Source organism: Rathayibacter tanaceti (assembly GCF_001634385.1).
In the GTDB taxonomy this organism is placed as follows: Bacteria; Actinomycetota; Actinomycetes; order Actinomycetales; family Microbacteriaceae; genus Rathayibacter; species Rathayibacter tanaceti.
The window spans coordinates 1-1,569 of the sequence record NZ_LIIN01000241.1 but is presented as its reverse complement, the minus strand read 5'-3'; the positions used below and the strand labels follow the sequence as shown (position 1 = coordinate 1,569).

The following is a 1,569-nucleotide window of genomic DNA, read 5'->3' as shown; positions in this document are numbered from 1 at the left end:
GAGGGGGAGGCGGCGGCGCCGCAACTCACGCGGATCGGGCGCGATCTCGCGCGGCTCCCCATCGATCCGCGCTTCGGGCGCATGGTCATCGAGTCGCGCCGGCACGGAGTGAGCCGGGAGGTGATGGCGATCGTCGCAGGGCTGACGATCCAGGACGTCCGCGAGCGTCCGCTCGAGCGCCGTGCGCAGGCCGACCAGCAGCACGCGCGCTTCGTGGATCCGACCAGCGACTTCCTCACCCTGCTCACGCTCTGGAACTACCTGGAGGAGAAGCAGCAGGAGCTCTCCTCGAGCGCGTTCCGACGCCTCTGCAAAGCCGAGTACCTCAACTACCTGCGCGTGCGGGAGTGGCAGGACGTGTTCCGCCAGCTCCGGCAGCTCGCGCGCCCGTTGAAGCTCGAGATCGGCGACCCGAAGGTGGATCCGGACGGGATCCACCGGAGCCTGCTCGCCGGCCTGCTCTCGCAACTGGGCATCAAGGACACCACCTCGCAGCAGGCGCAGCGCGCAGCGAAGAACCGCGAGCGCCAGAACGTGCAGTACGTCGGTGCCCGCAATGCCAAGTTCTCGATCTTCCCCGGCAGCGCGCTCGCCAAGAAGCTGCCGGACGCGGTGATGAGCGCCGAGCTCGTCGAGACCAGCCGCCTCTTCGCCCGCTCGAACGCGGCGATCGACCCCGCCTGGGCCGAGGCGATCGCCGGCGATCTGGTGAAGCGGCAGTTCAGCGAGCCGCACTGGGAGAAGTCTCAGGGCGCGGCCGTGGCCTACGAGAAGGTCACCCTCTACGGAGTGCCGATCATCGGGCGCCGCCGCGTGCAGTTCTCGCGGATCGACCCGTCCTACGCCCGCGAGCTGTTCATCCGGCACGCCCTCGTCGAGGGCGAGTGGGAGTCGCGGCACGCCTTCGATCGCACGAACCGGGCCCTGCGCGCCGAGCTCGAGCGGCTGGAGGAGCGCACCCGTCGCCGCGATCTGCTGGTCGACGACGAGGCCGTCTTCGACTTCTACGACCGCCGCCTCCCGCGCGATATCACCTCGGTGCGCTCCTTCGACTCCTGGTGGCGCACCGCCCAGCACGACGAGCCCGACCTGCTGACGATGACGCAGGAGACGCTCCTCCCGGAGGATGCGGAGGAGATCGACGAGACCGCGTTCCCGACCCAGTGGCGCCAGGCCGACCAGCGCTTCCGCCTCTCGTACCGGTTCGAGCCGGGCACGGAGGAGGACGGAGTGACGGTACATGTGCCGCTCGCGCTGCTGCCCCGCGTCACGCCGCTCGGCTTCGACTGGCTCGTGCCGGGGCTCCGGGCCGAGCTGGTGACCGCGATGATCAAGGCGCTGCCCAAGCATCTGCGGCGGAACGTGGTGCCCGCGAACGACTGGGCGCGGAAGCTGACCGCTGCGCTCCCGCACGATGTGCCGAACCCGCCGACGGAGTCGTTCGCCGCGACCCTCGCGGGAGCGATCCGCCGCGAGGCGGGCGCGTCGTGCAGCCGGACGACTTCGACCTCGAGCGCATCCCCTCGCACCTGCGGGTCACCTTCGCCGTCGCGGACGAGCGCGGGCGCA

At 70.6% G+C, this 1,569-nt stretch carries 1 pseudogene; it reads left to right on the top strand.

What is annotated here, in order from left to right:
• Positions 1 to 1,569 (top strand): annotated as a pseudogene (locus ACH61_RS15325) (DUF3418 domain-containing protein); the annotation flags it as partial.